Source organism: Lysinibacillus capsici, from assembly GCF_020217405.1.
In the GTDB taxonomy this organism is placed as follows: Bacteria; Bacillota; Bacilli; order Bacillales_A; family Planococcaceae; genus Lysinibacillus; species Lysinibacillus capsici.
Map to the genome: position 1 here is coordinate 212,460 of NZ_CP084108.1, position 17,736 is coordinate 230,195.

18 protein-coding genes are annotated in these 17,736 nt (G+C 37.4%); 9 read left to right on the forward strand and 9 right to left on the reverse strand.

Annotation, left to right across the window (positions count from 1 at the left end):
• Window positions 1-19 precede the first annotated feature (19 nt).
• From LCP48_RS01105 to LCP48_RS01125, 5 genes are all read right to left on the reverse strand, one after another.
• Complete coding sequence (locus tag LCP48_RS01105; RefSeq protein ID WP_004233113.1) at window positions 20-1,726, reverse strand: ABC transporter permease; 1,707 nt, start codon at window positions 1,724-1,726, stop codon at window positions 20-22.
• Between the two features lie 12 nt (window positions 1,727-1,738).
• The gene (locus LCP48_RS01110; RefSeq protein ID WP_009371494.1) at window positions 1,739-2,809 is read right to left on the reverse strand and encodes an ABC transporter ATP-binding protein; all 1,071 of its coding nucleotides are present in this window, start codon (window positions 2,807-2,809) and stop codon (window positions 1,739-1,741) included.
• 83 nt (window positions 2,810-2,892) lie between these two features.
• Window positions 2,893-3,999, reverse strand: coding sequence for an extracellular solute-binding protein (locus tag LCP48_RS01115; protein WP_004233117.1), 1,107 nt, complete (start codon window positions 3,997-3,999; stop codon window positions 2,893-2,895).
• Between the two features lie 199 nt (window positions 4,000-4,198).
• Window positions 4,199-5,113 (reverse strand): EamA family transporter, encoded by a 915-nt coding sequence (locus tag LCP48_RS01120; RefSeq protein ID WP_039885190.1) that lies wholly within the window; start codon window positions 5,111-5,113, stop codon window positions 4,199-4,201.
• An 18-nt stretch (window positions 5,114-5,131) separates the two neighbouring features.
• Complete coding sequence (locus tag LCP48_RS01125; protein WP_004233121.1) at window positions 5,132-5,695, reverse strand: GNAT family N-acetyltransferase; 564 nt, start codon at window positions 5,693-5,695, stop codon at window positions 5,132-5,134.
• A 156-nt stretch (window positions 5,696-5,851) separates the two neighbouring features.
• Here LCP48_RS01125 and LCP48_RS01130 point away from each other — a divergent pair, with 156 nt between their 5' ends.
• From LCP48_RS01130 to LCP48_RS01150, 5 genes are all read left to right on the forward strand, one after another.
• Window positions 5,852-6,799: a carbohydrate kinase family protein gene (locus LCP48_RS01130; RefSeq protein WP_004233123.1), complete on the forward strand. Its 948-nt coding sequence runs from the start codon at window positions 5,852-5,854 to the stop codon at window positions 6,797-6,799.
• A 20-nt stretch (window positions 6,800-6,819) separates the two neighbouring features.
• The gene (locus LCP48_RS01135) at window positions 6,820-7,251 is read left to right on the forward strand and encodes a protein-tyrosine phosphatase family protein (RefSeq protein ID WP_004233124.1); all 432 of its coding nucleotides are present in this window, start codon (window positions 6,820-6,822) and stop codon (window positions 7,249-7,251) included.
• 117 nt (window positions 7,252-7,368) lie between these two features.
• A complete protein-coding gene (locus tag LCP48_RS01140) occupies window positions 7,369-7,572 on the forward strand; it encodes a PLDc N-terminal domain-containing protein (RefSeq protein ID WP_004233126.1) in 204 nt (67 codons plus the stop codon).
• Entirely contained in the window at window positions 7,569-8,453 is an 885-nt protein-coding gene (locus LCP48_RS01145) for an ABC transporter ATP-binding protein (RefSeq protein WP_004233127.1), read from the forward strand. The genes LCP48_RS01140 and LCP48_RS01145 overlap by 4 nt, the downstream gene beginning before the upstream one ends.
• On the forward strand, window positions 8,450-9,232 hold the full coding sequence (locus LCP48_RS01150; RefSeq protein ID WP_004233128.1) for an ABC transporter permease: 783 nt from the start codon (window positions 8,450-8,452) through the stop codon (window positions 9,230-9,232). Before LCP48_RS01145 ends, LCP48_RS01150 begins: the two co-directional genes overlap by 4 nt.
• Before the next feature lie 50 nt (window positions 9,233-9,282).
• Here LCP48_RS01150 and LCP48_RS01155 read toward each other — a convergent pair whose 3' ends face one another.
• Together LCP48_RS01155 and LCP48_RS01160 are read right to left on the reverse strand one after the other, a co-directional pair.
• Window positions 9,283-9,936 (reverse strand): GAP family protein, encoded by a 654-nt coding sequence (locus LCP48_RS01155; RefSeq protein WP_225340588.1) that lies wholly within the window; start codon window positions 9,934-9,936, stop codon window positions 9,283-9,285.
• A complete protein-coding gene (locus tag LCP48_RS01160) occupies window positions 9,933-10,703 on the reverse strand; it encodes a MerR family transcriptional regulator (protein WP_313150665.1) in 771 nt (256 codons plus the stop codon). Before LCP48_RS01160 ends, LCP48_RS01155 begins: the two co-directional genes overlap by 4 nt.
• A gap of 170 nt (window positions 10,704-10,873) precedes the next feature.
• Here LCP48_RS01160 and LCP48_RS01165 point away from each other — a divergent pair, with 170 nt between their 5' ends.
• The gene (locus tag LCP48_RS01165; RefSeq protein WP_004233133.1) at window positions 10,874-11,578 is read left to right on the forward strand and encodes a CBS domain-containing protein; all 705 of its coding nucleotides are present in this window, start codon (window positions 10,874-10,876) and stop codon (window positions 11,576-11,578) included.
• A gap of 25 nt (window positions 11,579-11,603) precedes the next feature.
• Here the strand turns inward: LCP48_RS01165 and LCP48_RS01170 are convergent, their stop codons facing one another.
• Complete coding sequence (locus LCP48_RS01170; protein WP_004233134.1) at window positions 11,604-12,323, reverse strand: YetF domain-containing protein; 720 nt, start codon at window positions 12,321-12,323, stop codon at window positions 11,604-11,606.
• A 102-nt stretch (window positions 12,324-12,425) separates the two neighbouring features.
• Between LCP48_RS01170 and LCP48_RS01175 the strand changes: the two genes are divergently transcribed.
• On the forward strand, window positions 12,426-13,631 hold the full coding sequence (locus tag LCP48_RS01175; protein ID WP_004233136.1) for an MFS transporter: 1,206 nt from the start codon (window positions 12,426-12,428) through the stop codon (window positions 13,629-13,631).
• A gap of 29 nt (window positions 13,632-13,660) precedes the next feature.
• Here LCP48_RS01175 and LCP48_RS01180 read toward each other — a convergent pair whose 3' ends face one another.
• Window positions 13,661-14,347: an adenine nucleotide alpha hydrolase family protein gene (locus LCP48_RS01180; RefSeq protein ID WP_004233138.1), complete on the reverse strand. Its 687-nt coding sequence runs from the start codon at window positions 14,345-14,347 to the stop codon at window positions 13,661-13,663.
• A 564-nt stretch (window positions 14,348-14,911) separates the two neighbouring features.
• Between LCP48_RS01180 and LCP48_RS01185 the strand changes: the two genes are divergently transcribed.
• Window positions 14,912-17,323, forward strand: coding sequence for a Na+/H+ antiporter subunit A (locus tag LCP48_RS01185; RefSeq protein WP_004233139.1), 2,412 nt, complete (start codon window positions 14,912-14,914; stop codon window positions 17,321-17,323).
• A complete protein-coding gene (locus LCP48_RS01190) occupies window positions 17,313-17,735 on the forward strand; it encodes a Na(+)/H(+) antiporter subunit B (protein WP_004233141.1) in 423 nt (140 codons plus the stop codon). The genes LCP48_RS01185 and LCP48_RS01190 overlap by 11 nt, the downstream gene beginning before the upstream one ends.
• Window position 17,736: the final 1 nt, after the last annotated feature.

Here is a 17,736-nt window from a genome sequence, read left to right on the forward strand (position 1 = left end):
CCCCCTAATAGATTGGCAGTTAGATGGCTGTACCAGCACTGCCTTTTGATAGTTTTTCAGAAATAATAAGGACAACTAAAATTAAACAAATTTGTAAGACACCATAAGCACAGGCGGTCCCAAATTTAAATGCATATAATTTTTGGAATATCGCTACAGACAATGGAATAGTGGATGTACTGTAAATTAGAATGGATGCAACAAATTCACCAAAGCTTTGCACGAGGGCTAAGAGTGTCCCTGCTAAAATCCCGGTGAATGTTAAAGGCACGACAATACGTCTAAATGTATACCACCAGTTGGCCCCTAAGCCACGTGATGCCTCTTCAATCGATTGATCTAGCTGTACAAGAGAGGCAGATGTTGATCGAAAAACAAGTGGTAAATGTCGAATAAAGTAGGCTAATGGTAAGATCCAAAATGTCCCGATCAATACTTGATTAAAACTAAAGATACTTTCTGTACTAAAGGCTGCAATTAAATTAACAGCAACAACTGTTCCTGGCAAAGCCCAAGGTACCATTATCAAAATATCGAGCAAGGTTTTCCCTTTAAAATTTAAGCGCACCATAGCATAAGCTGCCGCGACTCCAAAGATGATATTGCCCAGTGTTGCAATGACACCCATTTGAATGGAGTTCCAAATAGGTCGCCATGTGCGTTCATCGGTAAAAAGAGCAATATAATGATCGATTGTATAATCGGTTGGGAGAATTTGCGTTTTCCAAGCTCCATCCACAGAAAAAGAGATCAATATCAACACTAAAATAGGCAGTATCAATATTAATGTGCCAACAAAAGAAGCAATGGTTGCTATAATTTTTACCTTTTTTGAGGATACCTCTGAACGATGAACACTAATTCCCTTACTCAGGTTTTGATAATTTCTGCGATTTTGATACCAACGCATAATGATTAAAAAAGTGATAGAGACAAAAGATAATATCATCGACTGTGTTGCCGCCATCTCAAGATTCCCATTTGTACGTGATAAATAAATTTGCATCGTCATAGTACGCTCCACACCAAACATCAAAGGTGCAGTATAAGAAGCCATAGAAATCATAAACACCAATAAGGATGAGGCGACAATAGAAGGTGTGAGCATCGGTAAAATAACCTTTGTCCATACGCGAATACGCCCTGCACCCAGACTAGTAGCTGCCTCTTCAAGAGCAGGATCAAGCCCCTTAATAGCAGCAGAGGCAGTCAAATAGAAGTACGTATACATTGTGAATGTATGAACAACGATGACGCCCCATATTCCCTTCAAGGCAAAAGGAACGTGATCCAACCCAAATAGATGCTGAAAAATTCGTGGGAAAATCCCGCTATCGCCATATAAAAATGAAAAGGACAAAACACCTACTAGAGGAGGAAGTGCCATTGGAACCAAAACTAAAACAGACAATATCCGTCTCCCAGGGAAATTATAGCGTTCTAGTAAAAAGGCCATTGTTACCCCAACAAGTGCACAGCAAATAACGCTGATAAATGAAATATAAATACTGGTCCACAAGGCCTCTAAATTTGCTGGACTAGCTATATCAAAAAATTTCTTATAGTGAAAGAACGCTTCATCACCAGCAAAGCTTTGGATGAAAGTTTGATAGAAGGGATAAACCACATAGGCGAATAACACTAAAAATAATGGCGATATTAAAACATAGACAAACCAATTGGCATGCAAAATTCGCGTCCACGTACTTTCAGACTGTTTCCCCATATTGGCTTCCTCCTATTCCCCTAAAAAGTACAGTGAATCTTGTGCCATATGGATTGTAATATCTTCACCGATCTTTTTGATTTGGTCATAAGAATTAATAAGCATTACTTTAAGTGAGAACGCAGTAAAATCTACAATGTAATTAACGCTAATACCTGTGAATTCAACAAATGTAATTTTTCCTGTTAATGTGTTTTCACCAGTACCAAGTTGGATCGATTCTGGACGAATAGAAATAAATACTTTGTCTCCAATCATATGCGTTAAAGAGGGAGAGCTTTGTTGCTTTCGCCCAATTAAATTATGTCCATTCACTGTTCGTACTTGTACATTTTCCCCATCAATAGCTTGGATTGAGCATTCAATTAAATTAGTTTCACCAATAAAATTTGCCACAAAACGATCCTTGGGTTGATGATAAATTTCCTGAGGAGTACCAATTTGTTTGATATAGCCATTTTCCATAACCATAATTCGATCCGACATAGACATGGCTTCCATTTGATCGTGAGTAACGTATATCGTTGTGACTCCAAGCTCAGATTGGATTCGTTTGATTTCAATACGTGTTTCCTCACGCAATTTTGCATCTAGATTGGATAGAGGTTCATCAAGCAATAAAATATCTGGCTCTATCACGAGTGCCCTAGCTAAAGCAACACGCTGCTGTTGCCCACCAGATAGCTCATTTATTTTTCTGTTGCCGTAAGCAGCAAGATGTACTTGACCTCTAATTCGATCCACCTTGTGCTGAATCTCAGCTTTTGAAAATTTTCGAACTTGTAAACCAAATGCAATATTCTCATCAACCGTCATATGGGGGAAAAGGGCATAATTTTGAAATACCATGCCGATATTGCGCTTATTGGGCTGAAGTCGAGTGACATCTCGATCATCAAAAAGAATTTTGCCTTTAGTAGGGTAATAAAAGCCTGCAAGCATCCTTAAAGTGGTTGTTTTGCCACAGCCGCTAGGACCCAGAAAGGTAAAAAATTCACCAGCTTTTATTTCAAGATTTAAGTCCTTCACGCTATACACTTGACCAAATTGCTTCGAGACATTTTCGATTCTGACACTTCTCAATCATTAGCTCCTCTCTAACAAAGAATCTAGATGATACAGGAAGGTGAAAATTCGCTGTATAAGCCGAATTTTTACTCGTTCTACTATTTACCGCGCCCTTTAATATTGTTATCCCAGTATTCCATCCATTCTGCTTCTTTGTCAGACATTAGCTGCCAATCAATATCAAATGTTTTTAAATCTAATTCCTGATACCATTCTGGCATGGAGCCTTTGTCAATATCTGAACGTGTAGGAATTTGGTAATAATCATTAGCTAATTGTGTTACCATCTCTTTTTCAAATAAAAACTCTACAAAAAGTTTCGCATTTTCTAGGTTCTTCGCATTGTTTACAACTGCTACACCGTCTACTAAAATAGGTGCACCACTTTTAGGATAAATATAATCAAAAGGATAATCTGTCGTATATTTTTTTAACAAAATATCTTGTAGATTCCATAGGGAGACACTGCCTTCTTGACGTGTTAGTTTTAAATACAAAGCATTAGGGTCTTGTGTGTACTCCTTTGTATTGGCATCTAATTGTAGTAACCACTCGTAGCCTTTATCAGGTGAATCCGCACCTTGTCGTACAATCATGGAAGAATAAATCGTACGCATTGTGCCTGACGCCAGTACACCTCTGATTAAAATTTGATCCTTCCATTTAGGATCTAATAAGTCATCCCAGTCCTGTGGACCAGTTTCTTTTGTTAGTAAATCACTATTAATCATAATTACTTCAGGTAACAGCATCTCGCCGAACCAACGTCCATCTACATCTTTGTGTGCGGTATCAATAGCGTCAATAAAGCTCGGCTGCCAAGCATGTAGTAAGTCTTCATTGGCGCCAACAATGAGTGCGGATTGCGTTCCGCCCCACCAAAAATCTGCTTGAGGATTGGCTTTCTCTCCACGAAGACGTTCTAAAATCTGTTGAGCACCCATTGTTAGAAATTCTACTTCAATGTCTGGATATTTTTCATTAAACTGATCGATCACATTTTGCACCATTTCTTCGTCACGTCCAGTGTAAATTACTAGCTTGCCTGAAGGCGACGTTGTTGCTACTTCTGTTTGTTTACCATCTGATGCCTCGTCATTATTTGCTGCATCATTTGTAGAATTTTGCTGATCTTCGCCATTACAAGCAGCTAAAACGACAAGCATTAACATAAGGAAAAAACCAAGAATATAGGCTTTTTTCATCAACTTCCCCTTTCTTAAAGTAAGTTACTTGCATATTGCAGTATAATACCGAAGGGGAACATTAATGTTAGAATTATTAAAAAATTACATTTGCATTCATCATAGCGAAGTACATAATGGTAAGCAATGGCATTTCATTAAAGTTCAAAAAAACTCCTTAAAAAGGAATCATTCCATTTTTAAGGAGTTTTTTGTCGTTTTATAAATGTACTTCTAATAAGCTATCCTTTTGTTGACGTTGTGCAACAATAGTTGGCAGCATCATGCCAGCAATCACCAGTACAATCCCGATAATTTGTACAGCAGTTAAAGGTTCATGCAAAACAATAACGGAAACAGTAACAGCCACTGGTAATTCAATGGCGCTTAAAATAGAAGCAAGCGCACCACCGACTTTAGGGATAGCAATCGAAAATAGATAAATCGGTAAAATGATACCGAAAAGACCTAGTGCTAGTCCATATTTCCACAGGCCTTGCATGAATAGTTTACCGTTCCAAATAACCTCGGGGCTTAGGAAAATACTGATCATAATAAGGGCTATAGAGGAAACGATTAATACCCTTGATGTGGTAGTCACGCCCTCGACAGGTCGAGAATTAAATTGAATAAAACATGCAAAAGTAACGGCTGCTGTAAAACCGAATAGCCATCCTTGAATAGGAATGTCACTTAAATCTACATTTAATACACCTGCAGCTAGAATCGTTCCGATAAATAAGATGACGATTGAAATAACTTCAGGTCTACTTGGTAATCTTTTATGGAGGGCACAATCAATCAGTAGACCAATCCATGTAAATTGGAATAACATGACTACTGCAAGAGAAGCAGGAAGGTACTTTAAAGATTCTCCGTACACGATACCTGTTGTCCCTGTAAAAATTCCCGCACATATTAAAATAAGTAAACCCTTCTTGGACGGTCTTGGTAATTTTCTGTCAGTAAAAATAAAGATGGATATTACGAGTAAAAAGCCAATAATATATTGGCTTGATACAGCCTCTGCTGATGTAAAGCCATGCTGCATAGCTACTTTGACAATAGTCGACAAGATCCCGTAACTACTAGATGCAATAATAATCAAAAGAGGGTAAATCAAATTGTTCTTCATATATTAGTTATTCACTTCCTAAAACTGTTTAACCATATGGTGAAAAGGCTCATCAATAATTGACCAAGGCTCCGTAATAACAAAGCCTAGTCGTTCATAAAGACGGCGAGCTTCTTCTTTTTGGGTTTCAACATTTAATGATAATTTTGTATAACCACGCTGCTTTGTCAGCTCTTCGGCAAATTGTAATAGCAATGTTCCGATTCCTTTACCACGTGCAGCAGGTGCAACACAAACTGTATCAATGTAAGCCTCATCTTCATGGGCTTCCTGATCAATAACAATGGATGGCGCATTTTTTGCTTCAAGCCATTTAACAAGGTTAGCATCCATATGAACGGCTTGTTCGCCGTGATAATAAACGAGAATCCCCAAAATCTGTTCATTTTCAGTAGCGACAAAAGTATTTAAATAAGAATGTCGATTGTCTTCTTGTTGAAAAAGAACAGTCAGCTCTTGTATCACAGCCTCCGTTGATTGCTCACCAGTTAACCGATTAGCAATATCCCCAATGGCGTCGATAATTAAAGGCACCACAGCATGGGCATCTTGTAGTTGCGCTTGTCGAATTGTAATACTCATTTTGATAATCCCTACCTTTCTATAGGCAAGTATAACAAAGATAGGGGATGACTCAAGTTATCCATCCTCTCGTAAAGAAATGCCAAAAGTAAAAACCTTTATAGAATGACAATTTTCGTGTTAATCTATAATGACTAGACTTTCAGGAGGACTATCATGACAAAGCAAGAGAAGGATTTTATATTAGTCTATGGAGATGCTTTTATTGACTATATTGCTGATGATGTAACAAACACATCATTTACTAAATATATGGGTGGCGCAACGGTCAATGTTGCAGCGGGTATTAGCCGCATTGGGGCGCCTTCCGCATTAATTACAATTACGGGTGATGACGAGGGCTCGCAATTTGTGAGAGATGGGCTTGCCCAAGAGGGTGTGAAACTGGATTATGCCGTATTTGATCCAGCAAAACGAGTAAGTGGTGTTTATGTGCATCTAACAGAAGCATGTGAGCGAATTTTTAAGGATTATGTTGATGAGACACCCGATTTACAAGTTGAACCATCACAGCTAAATGAAGCAGCTTTTAAGCATGCCTCGGCTTTAACGGTGTGTTCAGGCACAATGTTCCATCCAACAGCCCTTGCTACAACACGAGCAGCAGTAGAAATGGCTAAGGACAAGGGTGCAATTATTGCAATGGATGCAAATATCCGTCCTTTACGTTGGAGCAGTGAAGAAATTTGTCGAGATACGATTACATCATTTTTCGAGGATGTCGATATTTTAAAGGTGACGGATGATGAGCTATTCTTCCTGACAGAGACAAGTAGCTTAGAAGAAGGTATCGAGCAATTAAATAGCTATTTAGTGCCTATTATTTTAATTACCGTAGGAGAGAACGGGACTTATGCGGTCCTTAATGGTGAGGTTATCCATGTACCGACTGAGAAAGTAGTGCCTGTGGATACTACAGGTGCGGGAGATGCATTTATGGCAGGTGTCCTACGTGATGTCCATTATAATGGTTTACCTACAACAAAAGCAGAACTAGTGCGTTGTACAAGCTTTGGCAACAAATTAGGAGCTTTTGCCGCAACAAAAGCAGGTGCTTTAACGGCTCTACCATATTATGAGGATATTAAGCATTTACTAAAATAAACATGTGAGGCGTGGAGAATATGGAGAAAAACTACGATGTTTTAGTAAAGGATCAACTGTTCTTTGGCGGTGCAAAAGATGCAGAGGCTGCATTTACACAAGAATCCGTTGATGTTGTGATAGATGTTCGTGTTCAAGGGCTATCCCTTCAAGAGCAGGAAACAGTTCCTTATTCTTATAAACATATGCCTATAGCAGATGAAGATAGTGAGGTAGCATCATCCATCCAACAAGTAGCGCAAGAAGTTGCTATAGCCTTTGAGACAGGGCAGAAAGTATATGTTCACTGTGGAAGTGGGGGTGGACGTGCAGGTGTTGCAGCTACTGCCATCTTAATGGAGTTGGGAATGGCTGATTCGTTAGAAGCAGCACAGTCAGCTGTCAAAAAAGCTCGTCCAGTAGTAACGATACGCCCTAAAATGGAAGAGGCTCTGCAAAAACTTTATAAATAATTGAGAAGATGTACTAATAAGGTACATCTTTTTTTATGATGTAACAGATACTTTGTTCTATACTTATTAGAACAAAGTTGTTATAGTTAGTGTATAACAAATAATGAGGTGATCTATATGATGGAGGAATTAGCAAAAGTTCCATGGGCAGTTATAGCACCGCTCATCATCGTTCAAATTATTTTGATGATCGTAGCACTTATTGATTTACGAAAAATTCATGCAACAAACGGCCCTAAAATTCTTTGGGTGTTTATCATTCTATTTGCTAATCTATTAGGGTCAATTGCGTACTTTATAGTGGGGAGAAAGCAGTCATGACAACTTTACTTCAAGTTACAGGTTTGACCAAGCAATTTGGAGAGCACAAAGTTGTAGATGCTATTCATTTCAACTTAGAGGAAAAAACTTCTACGGCTTTAATTGGTCCGAATGGAGCTGGCAAGACAACCACTTTATCTATGTTAACGGGACTTTTGAAACCGACTGCTGGAAATGTAAAGATGCTAGGTAATGATTTACGTGCGAATATAGGTTTTTTACCACAATATCCGCAATTTCATCCTTGGCTAACTGCGTTAGAGTTTACAGAAATGGCTGCAAAGTTGAATGGTATAGCAGCCAAAAAGGCTAAATTAGAAGCACAAAAAACCTTAGAATTTGTAGGGTTGGGGGACGTCCAACATAAAAAAATAGCCTCTTTTTCAGGTGGAATGAAGCAGCGACTTGGTATTTCCCAAGCAATAGTGCATAAGCCTAAATTACTGCTATTAGATGAACCTGTTTCAGCATTAGATCCAGTTGGCCGTAGAGAAGTACTTGATTTATTAAAAGGACTACAGCAAGAGACGACTATTTTATACTCAACGCATATTTTAAATGATGCTGAAGAAATGACAGATCAACTATTATTCTTGCAAAATGGAAAACTAGTAGAGCAGGGAACATTACGTGAAGTACGGCAACGTTTTGATGAGCAAAATTATGTCATTGAATTTGGCAGTGAAGAAGAGGCTAAGCTTTTTGCAAATCCATCTAATCATGTAATAGGTTGTAATGTGTATATTGAGATTGTGAATGAGGAGCCGACGATGAAAATGTTGCTTCAACGGTTAAGTGAATGTCCTTATACAATTAGAAAGGTAGAGCGACAGACAGCATCTTTGGAAGAAATTTTCATGAAGGTGGCGAAAAAAGCATGAGAGGATTCAATGTACTTCTGCAAAAGGAATTTAGAGAAGCATGGCGGAGTTGGAAGTTTTTATGGATTCCTCTAGTGTTTGCTCTGCTTGGAATGAGTGATCCACTAACAAACTATTATATGATGGATATTTTAAATGCTGTTGGGAATGTTCCAGAGGGCTTTGAAATGTTGATGCCAGAATTAATGCCACTGGATTTAATTCAAGCTTCTATTGGGCAATTTCAAACAATTGGCTTATTGGTGATGATGGCTTCGTTTGTAGGAGCTATTAGTAAGGAACGTGCTAATGGTATGGCAACATTACTATATGCTCGGCCCATTTCATTTGGCGCATATTTTTTGAGTAAATTTGTTGTTATGAGCACCATCTGTTTTGTTAGTAGTTTAGCTGGGTTTGGTGCAAGTGTCTATTATACAACTATTCTATATGGAACGTTGGACATGGGTGCACTGTTAGTAAGCTTTTCTACGTACTATATTTGGTTGCTATTTGTGATAGCTGTTACGTTAATGATGAGTGCCAGCTTTAAAACAGTTATTGCTACAACATGTGCATTTACAGTGATCTTTGTTGGGCAAATTATCGATATGATTATAGGAATCTTTTGGACAATATCACCGTGGAAACTAGCAAGCTACGGAATTGCAAAATTTCGAGGAACAATAGAGATGTCAGATTACTGGTGGAGCTTAGTCATTACGCTAGCATTGACAATTATCTGCATCGGCATTGGTATCATGATGATGAAAAGAAATGCGTCTATGACAAAAATCTGAAGAGAAAACGGTAAAAACCAACTTATAATGGATTTTTACCGTTTTTTATTTTAAATCATCCTACCATTTATCAGTAAAATCAATCCCACAAAGAACATGATCCAAGAAAGGGTCGAACTTGTTCTTTGATCAAAAAGCGTTTGAATTTTTCTTAAAGGTTTATTCATAAATCGGCGGAATAATAGATGTAAGCATAGTAGGATGATCCCTGGTGCAATCATTACTAAATTGTATCCTGCCAATAAAGGTAACCATTCATAAAACACTATTTGATTACTCGTTAAAATACCTATTGCCGCGAAATAAGGAAGAGCGGTTGCAACTTCTAAAATAGAAGTTGTGAAACCTAAAGCTACCATAGAGCTCACATGTAAAGATTTTGGTTTAGGTGATCCACTTGCCGTTCTTTTTGGTACTAACCAACTGCCAATAAATAAAACTCCCCCTACAATGGTCATGATTAATCGAGCTGAGTAACTATCTAGTAAATTAGAAAGAGGGCTGAATATGACACCTAGACCTAACATTAAAAAAATCCCGGTACTAAAGTAAAACAACCCAACAGTCATTAAATAGATTAATAAAAGGCGGGTCTGCTTTTTTTTAGCCACAAGCAATACATAGACGGATACGCCAATTATAGAAGGACTAAACATGTCTAACAAAGCTAAGGTCCCAATCAGTAGCAACATTTCTATGTTCATGATTGTGACTTTCCTAACGCCTGTTTTTTTGTTTCATAAACATGAAAAGCCTGCTCTATAAAATGTAGAAATTCTTCCTCTAAAGGATATAATCCTATTTGTTCAGATTTATAAGTAGATTTTCTTATCGTCCACATCTTCTCTAAAAACTCATCATTTCCGTTATATTCTACCTTGGCCTTTTCCATCATTCGTTTAATAATAAACTGCACGGAATCGGCTTCAGGGCTTTCCTTATGAAGCTGCTTTAATTGACCTAATAAACCAATCCACTCTAAAGAATTAGGATCATTTTGATTTAAATTGGGTAATTTTCGGAAAAGTTCTATTTCCGTAGCTGCAAAAATCTGCTGGCGGAAGGCTTGCTTATGATCTCGTTCTTGATTTGAAAGCTTAATGTACTTTTGGATAAGGGACTCTGTTAACCCACCTTCGATAGACGAAGCATTCTTTAATCCAAGGATGGTGTTCTTCATCTGCTGTAGTTTCTTTTGCTCTTCTGCTACAAAAGCTAACTGATGGTCTAAACTTGCTTCCCAATTCCATGAATTATTGATAAGTGTCTGAATTTCTTTCAACTTGAAGCCTAATGCCTTTAAAAATACAATCTGTTGTAACGTTTTGAGCTCGTTCTCTCCGTAAATCCTATGTCCTCCCTCAGTCTTTGCTATAGGAAGTAACAAGCTGATCTCCTCATAGTAACGTAATGTTCGAACAGAAATGCCAGTTTGTTTTGATACATTGTGAATCGTAAGCAAAGTAATCACTCCTCCTTTCATGACATTATATAAAATGACGTTACGTCACTTTCAAGAGGGATTGTAAAATTCCTTTCTTGGAATCTCTATAACTTAGGAATATAATGGGTGTGTAACTCGAAATTTGTCAAATAACTCGGAAAATATATAGACTACTATAGAAAGAAGGGACATGAAAAGTGGGAACTGAAAATTCCGATCGTTTCCTGACAGCGTTTAATCGAATAGATCATAGACTGAGAGATATTGTAGGTGCTAAGGATTTTATGCCTTTTTATCGGCTGATTGATCAAGCGAAGAAAAAGGATGTCTTGGTGAAGAAATATGAAGATGATCTCCGCTCATATGCAGACTTACGAAATGCGATTGTGCATCATCGTACATCATTACATTATGTGATTGCAGAGCCACATACTGATGTTGTAGAACGAATTGAATACATAGATGCTACCCTTGCTAAGCCAACGCTTGTAGGGCAAATGTTCCGTAAAAGAGTATTGATTTTTCAAGAAAATGATTCTTTAAAACATGTTTTAAAAGTGATACGACAGCGCAAATATACACAATTTCCTGTTTATTATAATAAGCAGTTTAAGGGGCTAATCACAACAGTTGGAATCACAAATTGGCTTGCGTCAAAGATGGGTGGCGATCATTTACCGAAAAGAATACCAACACTGCATGATATCTTATTTCATGAGAAAAATAGAGTGAATTACAAATTTGTCAGTAGAACGATATCTATCTATGAGGCTGAAGAAATATTTAAACAAGGAGTCGAAAGAGGGAGACGCTTTGAGGCATTATTAATAACGGAGCATGGTCAACCACATCAAAGATTACTCGGTATTATTACGCCCTTAGATATTGTCAAAATTGATTAACAAAAAAACGAGACTAGACAAGCAATTAAGGGCTTGAATGTCTCGCTTTATCTTTTAAGCTGATGTACAAGGAACCATTTGTTTGGACTTGAGCAAAATAAACTTCTTCTACAGAATGCACGTTTTGCTTTTTCAATTTCTTTAATACCCAGTCTTCTGTCAGCTCAAGTTCAACAATATTCTCAGTAATAAGTTGACCATCAGAAATAACTTCAGTAGGAAGATAGGTAGGTGGTGTTACATCTGCTTTAACATCCTGCTTTGTAGCCACTTGTTCAGAGGTTTTTTGTAGCACACTGAGCTTTCCATTCGTTTCTAGTAAGGCATACTCAACGTCTTGTACGGAGAAAATGGCTTGTTCACGTAGCATCATTGTAAGCTCATCTAGATGAAGACGATTTTTTTGTAGCGCTGATTCTAATATAAGACCCTTTTGAATAACAATCGTTGGTTTATCATCAACGAGAACGCGAGCTTTTTTAGATTTAATTGTAATAACGGTCATCAAATATGTTAAAGCACTCCACCAAACGAGCGAAATCAAACCATCTAAAAATGGTGTTTCTTCCTGAGAGGCAATTTCTGAAGCGATCGAACCAAATGTAATACCTGTAATATAATGGAAGAATGTTAACTGGCCTAATTGTTTTTTCCCAAGTATACGTGCCAAAATTAGTAAGGCAAAAAACGAAAGTGTTGTGCGTAGAATCATTTCCCAAAAATGAGCATGTATAAAGCTTTCCATGCATATATCAACTCCTTTTACAGCTGTCGAACTATAGCTTGTGCAAAATGGTCGATAGTATGCGACAATCATGTTTAAACAAAATAAGAGTGAGGTGGCAACATGAATAAACAATTAAATGTAACCAATCCAATCTATCCGATTATGATTGCAATCGGTGTTGCTCACCTTATTAATGATACGATGCAAGCTGTTATCCCGGCGATGTTTCCGATATTTAAGAGTGAATTAGGATTGACCTTTACACAAATTGGAATGATTTCTTTTGTATTAAACATATTTGCTTCTGCATTGCAGCCTGCGGTAGGCTATATCAGTGATAAAAAACCAATGCCTTATGCTTTACCTATCGGTATGATAAGTTCATTTATAGGGATTGCTATTATAGCGTTCACAACGCAGTATTGGATTATTATTATTGCAGTATTATTTATAGGCTTTGGGTCAGCTATCTTTCACCCTGAGGGATCGAGAGTTTCCTTTATGGCAGCAGGATCTAAACGAGGACTTGCGCAGTCTATTTATCAAGTGGGGGGAAATTCAGGGCAAGCACTAGCACCATTAATTAGTGCTTACATCTTTGATATTCTCGGACAACGTGGGGCTGCGATCATATTAGTCATTGCAACGTTTGGTATCATTTTATTAAGTAAAATTGCTACATGGTATAAAAAACAATTGGAGCAGGAGCGTACAACCAAGAAAAAGCGTGTACTCGTCTCAACATTGCCTCCATTAACAAAGAAACAAGTTGGCATCGCATTAACATTATTATTTATAATTATTTTTGCACGATCATTTTATACAACAAATATAACAAGTTTTTATGTGTTTTATCTAATGGATCACTATGAGGTTAGCCTTCGACTAGGGCAAATATTAATATTCACATTCATGGCATTTGGTGTAGTAGGTACCTTTTTCGGAGGCTCTTTATCAGACCGTATTGGTAGGAAAAATGTCATCATCCTTTCTGTAGTTGGCCCTATGCCATTTTGTTTGGCATTGCCATATGTACCATTATGGGCGGCTATGATATTTTTAGTTATTATTGGTACGTTGATTATGATTAGCTTCTCCGTAACGGTGGTCTATGCGCAAGAGTTAGTCCCAACAAAAATTGGCACAATGGCTGGTTTAACAACAGGATTTGCTTTTGGTATGGGCGCAATAGGGGCAATGGTTATCGGCGTTTTAATGGATCATAAAGGCATTGATTTTACAATGATTGTTGTTTCATTATTGCCTTTATTATTACTAGTTGCCTTCTTCTTACCGAAAGATAAACCTGCTTCAGCTGCTGTCTAATAAAAAAAAACGCGTATCTACGCGTTTTTTTATTGTCTTAATGGAGCTAAAAATTCTGCTGGCAATTTTTCCTGATCGATTACATAGCCCTCTGAAATATGAACTTCATGCATTTTATCGTTGTAAGTAAACTTAAAGATGCCGTTGTCAAAATCTGTGCCAATTTCTTTGAAGAATATACCTTCAATCGATACATACTTAGGACATGTAAATGCTACTTTAAAGTTCTCATGTTCTTTAATTAAGTAAGCACGTACTCCTTTTTCATATGTTTCATTTGCATCATCGTCTGTTGGGCGTTGAACAGCTACGATATGAAAATCAACAAAGGGAACTTCCTTTAACAGTACGTTTAGGAACGAGCCTTTCGTGATTTCCTCCCAACGGCTTTGTGCGCTTTGCCCTACGATAATTTGCGAAATGCTATAATTCTTTGCTACCTCTGCAATAACCTTTTGTATGGGGCGTTTTTCATTATCTTGCAGAATAAATTTTTCGACCTCAAGCTCATCTGATAACTTTTTCCATTGCTCTATATAACTAGATTTCTCTGCGTCAAATGCATCAAGGGGTTGCGAATCGACTGAAAGAATATAGAGTGGGCAATCAAGCATTGTGGCCATCTTATGACCACGACGAATCAAACGTTCGCCATTTAAGCCGTAGTAAACACAAACTAATATACTTTCATCCAAACGCCCTTTTACATGCTTCATAAAAAATGTACACCTCTTATCTGTTGGTATTTTGTTAATTTCACTGTTGATTTTGAAAAAATTATCCTAAAACAGCTAAAATCAATGCTGTTACAGTGCATTATGCTCATTTATATTGTATACTTAAAAATGTATAAAAGTTAACGAAAATGTATTGGAAAACCCTTGAAGGATTAAGCTTAAATCAATAATTAGAGATTATTTAATTTATGCATTCTGTGCATCTATGCTAATTTGCTTTCATATGCCACACTATTATGCAGTGAGTTAAATAGATAGTCAAGTGTCTTCATTAAGCTGATATTAACTGAGTTGTAACTGTATAAATTATCTGATTTTCCACAAGTTATTTAGGCTTGCATCGGGTTAGAAGTGACTAAATAACTAAAATAACCGTTTTTATAAACAATTAAGCACTTTAACACCCCACCACATTCCATTAAATAATTTCAAGAATACATCTAATATGTTCCTTAGCTTGAACAATTTTCTAAAGTCTTAGCACTTTACATACCCATCACCACAAAAATTTGCTAGATGATTTAGATAGTAGGAGGTTTTCATTTGGTCACAGTTCTCATTGCGATACTTTTGCCATTTGTTTGTGCTGCTCTAATTCCATTGCTTTACAGGCGACTAAGGCGTGTCACACATCTTGGCTGGTTTGTTTTATCTGTTCCATTCATCTTGTTTCTTTTACTCGCTCGCTATATTCCTCAATTAGCCGAGGGTAAAACCGTTATTCATACATATGAGTGGATTCCCTCTTTTAATATAAATTTCACTACTTACCTAGATGGACTCAGTATGATTTTTGGTCTGCTGATTACAGGTGTAGGTAGTTTAGTCATTTTATATTCTATTTTTTATTTATCAACGAAAGAATCTCTTCATCACTTTTACTGCTATTTATTACTATTCATTGGCGCTATGCTTGGCGTTGTTTTTTCAGATAACCTAATGGTATTATACACATTTTGGGAATTAACAAGTGTGTCATCATTCCTATTAATCGCATTTTGGCATCATAGAAAGGCATCTCGCGCAGGAGCTAAAAAAGCGATGATGATTACAGTCTTTGGCGGACTCTCAATGCTTGCAGGTTTTTTAATGCTCTATGTAGCTTCTCATACATTTAGTATTCGTGAAATTGTAGCTAATGTAGAGGTTATACGAGATCATGCCTTATTTACGCCTGCCCTTATTCTAATTTTACTAGGGGCCTTTACAAAATCTGCACAATTTCCATTCCACATTTGGTTGCCTGATGCTATGGAGGCCCCAACACCAGTTAGTGCTTACTTACATTCCGCAACAATGGTGAAGGCAGGTATTTATTTAGTTGCTCGTTTTTCACCAGTTTTTGGAGGAGAGGCAGAATGGTTCTGGCTAGTTAGTGTTATCGGCCTCGTTACATTATTCTGGGGCTCATTTAATGCTGTCCGTCAGACGGATTTAAAAGCATTATTAGCCTTTTCAACAGTGAGTCAGCTTGGTTTAATTATGAGTCTCTTTGGTCTTGGGTCTGTTGGTCATTATTATGGCTATGAGGAAAACTCAATTCTTTACACTCAAGCAAGCTTTGCAGCGCTATTCCACCTTGTGAATCATTCGACCTTTAAAGGAGCTTTATTCATGATGGTTGGCATTGTCGATCATGAAGTAGGTACTCGTGATATTCGTCGTTTAGGTGGCTTAATGTCTTTCATGCCTATCACTTTTACAATCGCAGTGATTGGTAGCTTCTCAATGGCAGGATTGCCACCATTCAATGGCTTTTTAAGTAAGGAAATGTTTTTTGCAGCAGTATTGGCTATTCGTGATGTAGAAGCATTCTCTATTGCTGATATAGGGTTATTTTTCCCAATAGTAGCATGGGTGGCAAGTATCTTTACCTTTATCTATAGTTTGATTTTAATTAGTCGTACATTTTTGGGTAAACTACAACCAGAGAAGATTGATAGAAAACCACACGAAGCTCCACTTGGCATGTTAATATCGCCAATTATTTTATGCTTGTTGGTAGTTGGTATCTTTTTCTTCCCTAATATATTAGGGCATTATATTTTAGAGCCTGCTATGGCTAGTATTTATCCTACATTCCCAACTACAAGTGAGTTAACACCACATATTCATGCATGGCATGGCATCAATGCAGAGTTATTGATGACAGTAGGTGTCATTATTATTGGCATTATCTTATTTAAAACATTAAAAAGCTGGAAGCCACTTTATCGTCTATTTTCACAAAAGTATACGTTTAATACGTACTACAATCGAATGATAGAGATGAGTGAAAATGGCTCACAGAGGCTTACCAATAAATATATGACAGGTAATTTAACACATTATTTTATCTATATATATGTATTTTTTGTTGCACTTATCGCTGGTTATTTTGTTTGGTCAGATGCCATGACCTTTAATTTTGACAAAGATTCCGCTATAGAATCCTACGAGTTAATCCTTGTGTTTGTCATGATCTTTGCTGCTGTTTGGATGATTTTCGCAAAGGGGCGGGTGACAGCCATGTTGCTAAATGGTGTACTAGGCTATTCTATTGCCTTCTTCTTTGTTATTTTCCGTGCACCAGACCTAGCTTTAACACAATTAGTTGTTGAATCGGTCACTACAGCTTTATTCCTTTTATGTTTTAAATATTTGCCAGATTTAATGCCAGAGCTACCACGTAAAAGAGTTCAATGGTCAAAAGCATTGATTTCTATTTTTGTTGGTGCAACCGTAACAATTGTTGGTTTAGCCGTCGTACACTATGATCGCTTTGAACCAGTGGCTACTTACTTCAATGATGCCTATGAATTGGCTGGCGGTTCCAACATCGTTAATACAATACTAGGGGATTTCCGTGCTTTTGATACGATGCTAGAGGTTGTTGTTCTTCTAATTGCTGGCTTAGGGGTCTATGCTCTAACAAAGCTTAAGCCACGAAAGGAGGAAGCAGATCATGAAAATTAATGATGTGATATTAAGGACCGTTACCAAAGCGGTCGTGTTCATTATTTTAACACTCGGCGTGTATTTATTCTTTGCTGGGCATCATGCTCCTGGTGGTGGCTTTATAGGTGGTCTGGTGTTAGCCTCGGGCATTGTTTTATTATATCTAGCCTATGATATTGAAACTGTTCATAAAGGGATGCCTTTCGACTTTAAAAAGGTTGCAGCTCTTGGTGTATTGCTTGCAACTGGAACTGCAATAGGTTCGTTGTTTTTCGATGTACCATTTTTAACACAAGCACATACGTATATAGATGTTCCTATCTTTGGGAAAATGGGCTTTTCAACTGTCACTATATTTGAAGCGGGTGTAGCTTTAACAGTGGTGGGGGTTGTTGTAACAATTATTTTAAGTATAAGTGAGGATGAGTAGC